Origin of the sequence: Bacillus sp. AFS073361 (assembly GCF_002567005.1) — a bacterium.
Lineage (GTDB): Bacteria > Bacillota > Bacilli > Bacillales > Cytobacillaceae > Neobacillus.
Genome location: NZ_NUZU01000017.1, coordinates 1 through 7,694 on the forward strand (window position 1 = coordinate 1; position 7,694 = coordinate 7,694).

Consider the following 7,694-nt stretch of genomic DNA (forward strand, 5'->3'; position numbering starts at 1 on the left):
GTGTTTTGCAGTGTCCTCAGATAATGGTCCTTTTTTTCATGGTACTAAAGCAGCATTAAAAATTGGTGATTTATTAGAACCTCAACACTTATCAAATTACCAAGAAAAAAAATCTAACCATATATACTTTACTGCAACATTAAATGCTGCCAAATGGGGTGCTGAATTAGCAACATCTAATTCAAAAGAAAGAATCTACATTGTAGAACCATTAGGGGATTTTGAAAATGATCCTAACTTGACTGATAAAAGATTTCCTGGAAACCCAACACGCTCATATAGATCTAAATCACCTCTAAAAATAATAGCTGAATTAGCTTCATGGGAAAGACACTCTGATGAAGAGATAAATCATATGCTTACATCTTTAAAGAAATTAAGTGAAGAAGGAAAAAATGTGATATACGATTAATTTTCAAATTTAATCTTTTCCCTTACTTCATAAATATCTAAGAATACTCTTATCCTAATTAAATAGGGTCTATTTCTACCCCAATTACCTTCGCATTCCAATTAACACCAATTAATAAATTTATCTAACGGGATGGATGTCCGTTTATAATGCAACCTTTCTTCAACTGCACATTCTTGTGCAGTTGCTTCATTACTAAGTAATTTTTAAAAGTAAGTAGTGAATTAAAACTTTTCAATTGATTTCTGAATTAACGAAGTCAATATTTTCAAAGTGTCTTTATCAGTTAATCTTTCGGATTAATGATGGCCAAAACCTGATGGTCTTCCCACTTTCCGTTTATCTTAGCGTTTTTTTTAGCAATGCCTTCTAGGGCTATCTCAGGTGACAATATGGATGGAATTATTGTGACCGTGTACGAATGAAAGATGTCCAAGCTAAAAGAACCATTCAAAAGGTTTTATGCACTAAAAAACTGGCTAGAAAATATCTAACCAGTTTTGTAAGATTACAGTTGACGTGAATGCTTTATCTTCCTTGAAGAGACTGGAATGCTGCTCACGCATGATAATAGCAATGCTATAAGTAATAGACTAACGAAAAATCCAAAGCTCAGGCTGAAACTTGATGTCACGTTTAGGATTCGGCTCGCTATTGAAGGGCCAAATGACATTCCTAAAAAGTTGATTAAGTTATAGATTCCCAGCCCCATTGCACTTTTTTCCTTCTTTATCGTGTGGGGAATATCAATATTGATGACAATGGTAAGGATTGTAAAGCTTATATTAATAAGGGCAACGCCAACACTAGCCACTGCAAATTGGTTTACTCCAAAGATGGCTAATAGCAGAAATCCAATGAATTGAAGGACGACAGCAACGACCAATCGACCATTCCCTTGGATGCGGGTTATTGCTGGTCTTATTACGAAGCTCAGCAAAAAGGAAAAGATTGATATCCCCGCCAAAATAAAGCCAGTTTTCAAGGCAGAGACATGAAACTGCTGTCCTGCTAATAACGGAAAAAGAAAAATAATTCCCACCATGGCAGCACTATTAATAAAACTAAGCAAAAGGAACCGATTAAAGGCATAGAATCGAAAAACTGACAGATCCATAAATATCCCGACATCTTGACGTTTGCCATGGATTCCTATAAATAATATAGATATCACGGTAATGATTAGCAAATAACCATTTAATTTGACTCCTAAAATAAACGTCACGACAAAAGTCAATAAATAAAGGAAGCCTAAAAAATCAAACGGTTGGGTAAGCTTCTTATGATTGGCATATCCGGAAGGCACAAACAAAATAATTCCTAGTAACGTAAAAATAGCCATACTCATTAATAAAAATAGGGAGTGCCAGCCAAAAAAATGAGTAAAGAAGCCTCCAAGCAAAAATCCTATTCCTGAACCAAGTGATAGACAGGCACCTATTAATGTTAAAGCCAGATTGCGTTTAGGGAAGGTGAGATACTGATTCGTCAGGATCATGGATAATGCAATAAACGAGCTGCCACCCGCTGCTTGAATAATACGGGCCAAGACCACAACGCTAAAATCATTCGTCGTGTACCCTATAAGGGAACCTGTAACGAATAAACTAATCCCAAAAATCAACAAACTTTTAATTTGAAAATAAGAGGCTAGCTTACTATAAGTAATCGAACCAAAGGCAATCAATAAAGTATAGGAAATAACCACCCAGCTAATTTTGGAAGCTGTCACCTCAAGCCCATTCATCATTTCAAATAAGGCAACATTAAACAGAAGTGAATTGGCTACACCGGATAAAACGATTAAACATAATGTGATAATCAACCTATTCTCTTTTTGATTCATCTATTTCTCCCCCGTTATTTCAAAGTCATAAAACTTTAGAACTAACAACCAAAAAAGGAGGCTACATTAAAGTGTAGCCAAAAACCCAGGTAAATAGCGGGTGAATGTCTCCTCATTTAATGAGACATATTTTATGACACCCTCACGATCAATCTTCACCAGCTCTGCTTCGGATAAAATTTTTAAATGATAGGAACCATTGGACTTACTTACACCTAAACTCCTTCCTATATCCGTACACATCGGGCGATTGTTTCCGTAATACAATAAGCGGATGATTGCGATCCTTTTTTCATCTGCTAAGGCATTAAATATTTTTATTCGTTGCGTATCGTTTTGTTCTAAAGTCATATGACTATTATATTATTAGAATTCACATTGTCAACTTATTTGCCGAATACTTTCTTGGATTTGGCCGGGATGCACAGATGATCAAACCAGTTCAACTAATAGAGCAGCACCTTAAAAATGATTCGGGTAAAAGAAATATGGAAACAGTTGTTTCTAATCCCATTGTTCTCTGTATATTATTAAAAACTCGTAGAAAAGACTGTGTCCATGCCCTTGTAATCAAAAAATCGTATTTTCGTCAAATACTAGAAAAAATTTGAAATAAAATATTGATTATTTTTACAAATCTGGATTTCAAATTTTCTCTAATATGACTTTGCTTTTTATCCTTTAAAAATATAAAAATATGAACTATGCATTGATTGGTAAATTAATTAACATTTGCACACCATTAAATGGTTTCCATAAGGGTCTTTGAAATTAAACCAGTGATTATGCTCAATTTCTGTTGTTAATTCAACATTCTTATCCTTCATAAAGCTATAGGCTGCTTCAATATCGTGGGCATTAAAATGAAAAGCTGGAGTTTTAAAAATATTTTCTTTTGAATAAATCTTGCTATCTAATACAATTCCAGTTCCATTCGATGTTGGTATAATAAATAAATGTCCAAATAAAATCTCACCTTCTTCATCTAACCCCAAAATCTCACAATACCATTTTCGTGCTTCTTCAACATTACTTACAGGAATAAAGACTGTTCCGATTTGATTTAAAACAGGATTCATTGGAACCTCCTAAAATTGAATTTATTAAAATAATACGCTTTTTTATGTTACTCCTTTACTAAAGCAAAAGTTGTATTAGCCCCTCCTAGATAAACGTGCCTCAATTGTTGAGTCAAGAAGTCGCAGGATGTATTCTTTAAAGCAAATTTCTATATTAGCCAGTACAAACCATAATAATATTTCTATCAGGATCACTAATTGTAAAATAAGAAAAATCATCAAAATTTACAATTTCGGATTCAATTTTATATCCCAAACTATTTACGTAATTATAGGCTGCATTGATTTGATCTGTGTGAAAATTAAATAACGGATATTCGTAATTGTTCGCTTCTTTTATTATTTCTTCTGGTCCTGCATCTAGAGTTAAACCAGTATGATCGTTAATTTCAATATTATATACAGGCCTTCTGATTTCTGCCGTATCGTATGCTTGACCAAGTAATTGTGAATACCAAATTACCGACTTCTCTAAATCGCTGACGTGGACAAAAATAGTATTGATCTGGTTCTTTATCGGACTGTTCATTCTTTCCACTCCTTTAATTATTTGAATCGTCTAGGGATTCATCTATATAAACGGTGAATGAAGTCATTACTTAATTGGTTTAGGTTCTCAATTGTCATATAGATCTCCATTTTTTTATTAAATTCACACTATAATGTTTTATTCAACATTAAAGGATGTTAACCCTTCTAATGTATGTACTATAACGTCATAAATTGCAGCATTAAAAACACCCTCTGTCATCGCCCTACCAAATCCAATAATCCGACCATTTATTGTAACCAATGCTATGACATTACTTGCTTCGAATACTTGTTTGATAATCTCGTTTGTATGCTTTGTCCAACCGACGGAAGAATAGATTTCCTTCATTTCATCAAGATTCACTTTAGAAAAATCACTATGTATTCTTAAATCCATAAAACCCCTCCTTACAATACTTTAAGTATTTCTCCATTATTATTGATTGCACCTTCTTTAAGTAACCTGCTTCGTTAGCACAATAAAAAAAGCTGCCTCAATGACAGCAGTGATCTTCAACTCTTGCACCCCGTTACTATAAGTACAATCCTTCACAAGTCTTTAAAAAGTTGTAATTGAATCATTTTAAGGTCAAAAATTATTGGGTCCGAAAGGATTTTCTGGTGGATATTCCTCTAACTTATCAGCTGTTCTTTCATCTGGTGAAGTTGCCCCAGATTTTTTGTCAAAATAAATGGCTATTCCAGCCAATATAATAATAGGTGTAAAAATATAAATCCAAATCATCATGACACCTCCAAACTAACAGACGAATTACTAATATTATATTACAAATTTAACTTTTTTTTACAATATTATTAAACTAGTTTTTGTGCTTCGAATAATTTAAAAGTGTGTGACTAAATCACAAAAGAACAACATATTTTCATTATCCCTTTACATTCAATTTGACAAAAACGATTCATTACAGATGTTTCCAAATAGTGTAAAATATAGATTGATAGAAAACAAAGGAGTTGTTTAAATTGTTATCATTTTATTATCAACGCTATAAGTCGTGGGTTTGGCTTATTTTGTTCTCAGCTTTTGCAATAGGGGCAATATCTAAATCCTTTTACTCATCATTGTGGGAAGTTATACTCAACGCAGTTATAGGCTTAATTTGTTTAGGGGTATATTTTCGCTTAAGGTTACTCAAACAAAATCAAAATTGAACCTAAATTAAACTGTACTATATAAGAAACATTCTTCAATTAACCTGCTCCGTTACTTGAATAAGAAAAATGCCTTGCACCTTATTGAAGCAAAGCACCCGTTAATTGAAGAAGACTATTTCAAAAACTTCAAATTCTTATCCTTTAACATAAATTAACCCAGAAATTACTAAAGAAATTATACCGACAAAACCAGATATTAACGCTATTTTCGTTCTGGAATTTCTGTCTTCTGGGGTTTCTGAATAAAAATTTCCTCTTTGACGGTCTCCATCAACCCAAGCCCCGATAAAAACACCTGAAATAATAATACCTACTATCCCCACAATTAGAAAAAACTGAAACAATAAAATGCCCCCTTTTTAACCGCCTACCAATACATACGCATTAAGGGTATCTTTGTTTCATATTAGTTTTCCTTTTTCCGCTATACTGCTCCTTTAGCTTATTCAGGAATTTCAATTGAATGTTGCTTAATATAAAAAAGAACTGTACCAATTGGGATGGTCTTGAAAAGCTTAATATTTCCCCTTTCTGGTAAAATAGCTTCAAATAATCCCTTCTATCCTTTCCTCATCCTAGTATGAAAAATTACTTTCCCTTCTTCAACACTCCTAGACCGTAAGTCCAATAAGAAAAATGCCGCTTATCCTTAATAGACATTTAAGTTAATTTTAATCAGTTATTAATAAATAGACCTCCAATTTATCATATAGTAGAGAAGTAGAGCTCAAATGAAAAAATGAAATCGAAAGAATGACTACTTCCAAAAAGGAGATGAGAACATTTTTCGAAAAACTCGGCATTGTCTGAACATATTGAAACTTCAGATAGGTGAATATTAAGCAAAGAATCACATTCCACCCTTTTTTTGAAATCGTCAAGATTATGGCAACCATTATGGGAGGATAGCGCTGACTTCCTAAATGTATACTTGGATTTGGATATGTATCCTTCTATAGAGAGAAATAAAACTAAGTTGTGGGAAACCACTTTAAAGAAAGGAAATTATAAATGCAAGAAAACCAAAATAAAATGAAAGTTTTACTTAACAAAGTGCCACAAGTGACGATTTTCTTTTGGGTCATCAAAATTTTGTGTACAACTGTTGGTGAAACGTTTGCTGATTTCATCAATTTCAACATTGGACTTGGTTTAACTCTTACTACCATTATTATGGGAGTTGCATTTTTTATTGCATTGTTTCTTCAATTTAAAGCAAGCAAATATGTTCCAGCGATTTACTGGGTAACAGTTGTTCTTATAAGCGTATTTGGCACATTGGTAACGGATAACTTGACAGATAATATGGGCGCACCACTTGAGGTTAGTACAGCTGCTTTCTCGGTGCTACTAGGACTGACTTTTCTATTATGGTATCTTAGTGAAAAAACACTATCGATCCACTCTATTTTCAATAGAAAAAGAGAGGTTTTCTACTGGCTTACGATCCTTTTCACCTTTGCACTTGGAACTGCAGTCGGCGATTTATATTCCGAACAACTTGGTTTTGGTTATCTTAACACAGGAATAGGCGTTGTTATTATTATAGCTCTTGTGTTCTTTGCTTATAAATTTTTGAAACTTGACGGAGTATTAGCTTTCTGGATTGCGTATATTTTAACTCGTCCACTTGGAGCGTCAATTGGAGATTACCTATCTCAATCAAAAGTAAATGGTGGATTAGGACTCGGGACAACCGTTACGAGTGTGATTTTTCTTATCACTATTTTAGCGATTATCGTTTTCCTTGCCGTTTCAAAAATTGATACAAATGCTAAAAGTGATATAGCGGAAACCAACCAAAGAAATGGAAATAAGAAACATGTGCTAAAACAAACGATTGTTGTACTCTTAATTTTCTTAGTTGTTGGTATAGGTGGTTATAACTGGCGTAGTAATAATATTGCATCACAAGGTGCTACAGAGCAAGCTACATTAGCAGGTCAATTAAACGATTTTGTTAAAATTGAAAATGATATGCTAAACGCCGTAAATATTAACGACTTTGCTTCAGCAAAAAAAGACGCTGATAATTTGGAACATCAGTGGGATACACAAGAACCTAAGCTTCGAAAAATTGATAGCACTACATGGACAAAAATTGATGGAACAATTGACTCTGTACTTGCGGCAGTTCGTTCTTCAAAACCTAATGTTAATCAAAGCAATACAGCACTTACTCATTCACATAGTGTCTTAAAAGCTGCAAATAAATCAACATCAAAACCGGGTGCGTCACAAACTAAATTATCTGGACATTTAAACAATTTTGCAAAAATCGAAAATGATATACTAAACGCTGTAAACAAAAATGACTTTGCTTCAGCAAAAAAAGGGGCAGATGAATTAGAACATCAATGGGACACACAGGAACCTACGCTTCGAAAAATCGATGGAGCTACATGGACGAAAATTGATGGAACAATTGATGTTGTATTAGCAGCGGTTCGTTCATCGAATCCTGATGGAAACAAGTGTAAAACAGCTCTTAACAATTCATTTAGTAACATAAACAGAGCAGATAAATAATAATCTTAGGAATCGCAAATCGCGGTTCCTTTTTAAATAGAACTCTGATTAATCTGCCCATTAGCCATCCATGAATCGCTAAAAATCAGCTCTTCACCACAAAGAATGAAAATGTATTGAA

9 protein-coding genes and 1 pseudogene are annotated in these 7,694 nt (G+C 33.5%); 2 read left to right on the top strand and 8 right to left on the bottom strand.

Going from position 1 to position 7,694, the window contains the following annotated elements:
- Positions 1-10: 10 nt before the first annotated feature.
- On the top strand, positions 11-412 hold the full coding sequence (gene arr / locus COJ96_RS11060) for an NAD(+)--rifampin ADP-ribosyltransferase (protein WP_098573013.1): 402 nt from the start codon (positions 11-13) through the stop codon (positions 410-412).
- A 286-nt stretch (positions 413-698) separates the two neighbouring features.
- Here arr and COJ96_RS11065 read toward each other — a convergent pair.
- The 8 genes and pseudogenes from COJ96_RS11065 to COJ96_RS11100 all read right to left on the bottom strand — a co-directional run.
- Positions 699-782: pseudogene (locus tag COJ96_RS11065) on the bottom strand (GNAT family N-acetyltransferase); the annotation flags it as partial.
- A 138-nt stretch (positions 783-920) separates the two neighbouring features.
- Entirely contained in the window at positions 921-2,258 is a 1,338-nt protein-coding gene (locus COJ96_RS11070; protein ID WP_098573006.1) for an MFS transporter, read from the bottom strand.
- A gap of 66 nt (positions 2,259-2,324) precedes the next feature.
- Positions 2,325-2,609, bottom strand: coding sequence for an ArsR/SmtB family transcription factor (locus COJ96_RS11075; protein ID WP_098573007.1), 285 nt, complete (start codon positions 2,607-2,609; stop codon positions 2,325-2,327).
- 374 nt (positions 2,610-2,983) lie between these two features.
- Positions 2,984-3,337 carry a VOC family protein gene (locus COJ96_RS11085; RefSeq protein ID WP_098573009.1) on the bottom strand — a complete coding sequence of 118 codons (354 nt, stop codon included), beginning with the start codon at positions 3,335-3,337 and terminating at the stop codon, positions 2,984-2,986.
- 154 nt (positions 3,338-3,491) lie between these two features.
- Entirely contained in the window at positions 3,492-3,866 is a 375-nt protein-coding gene (locus tag COJ96_RS11090; RefSeq protein ID WP_098573010.1) for a VOC family protein, read from the bottom strand.
- A gap of 138 nt (positions 3,867-4,004) precedes the next feature.
- Positions 4,005-4,265, bottom strand: coding sequence for a hypothetical protein (locus COJ96_RS11095; protein ID WP_306460587.1), 261 nt, complete (start codon positions 4,263-4,265; stop codon positions 4,005-4,007).
- 192 nt (positions 4,266-4,457) lie between these two features.
- Positions 4,458-4,616: a hypothetical protein gene (locus COJ96_RS28615; protein WP_179195816.1), complete on the bottom strand. Its 159-nt coding sequence runs from the start codon at positions 4,614-4,616 to the stop codon at positions 4,458-4,460.
- Positions 4,617-5,178: 562 nt separating this feature from the next.
- Positions 5,179-5,388 (bottom strand): DUF5316 family protein, encoded by a 210-nt coding sequence (locus tag COJ96_RS11100; RefSeq protein WP_098573011.1) that lies wholly within the window; start codon positions 5,386-5,388, stop codon positions 5,179-5,181.
- 667 nt (positions 5,389-6,055) lie between these two features.
- On the opposite strand from COJ96_RS11100, the gene COJ96_RS11105 reads away from it, so the two are divergent.
- Positions 6,056-7,573: a COG4705 family protein gene (locus COJ96_RS11105; RefSeq protein ID WP_098573012.1), complete on the top strand. Its 1,518-nt coding sequence runs from the start codon at positions 6,056-6,058 to the stop codon at positions 7,571-7,573.
- The last annotated feature ends 121 nt before the right edge of the window (positions 7,574-7,694 follow it).

Coding starts and splice junctions, on each gene's coding strand:
- COJ96_RS11070 (WP_098573006.1), bottom strand. CDS start 2,258: ATGAATCAAAAAGAGAATAGGTTGATTATCACATTATGTTTAATCGTT.
- COJ96_RS11095 (WP_306460587.1), bottom strand. CDS start 4,265: ATGGATTTAAGAATACATAGTGATTTTTCTAAAGTGAATCTTGATGAA.
- COJ96_RS11085 (WP_098573009.1), bottom strand. CDS start 3,337: ATGAATCCTGTTTTAAATCAAATCGGAACAGTCTTTATTCCTGTAAGT.
- COJ96_RS11105 (WP_098573012.1), top strand. CDS start 6,056: ATGCAAGAAAACCAAAATAAAATGAAAGTTTTACTTAACAAAGTGCCA.
- COJ96_RS11090 (WP_098573010.1), bottom strand. CDS start 3,866: ATGAACAGTCCGATAAAGAACCAGATCAATACTATTTTTGTCCACGTC.
- COJ96_RS11075 (WP_098573007.1), bottom strand. CDS start 2,609: ATGACTTTAGAACAAAACGATACGCAACGAATAAAAATATTTAATGCC.
- COJ96_RS28615 (WP_179195816.1), bottom strand. CDS start 4,616: ATGATGATTTGGATTTATATTTTTACACCTATTATTATATTGGCTGGA.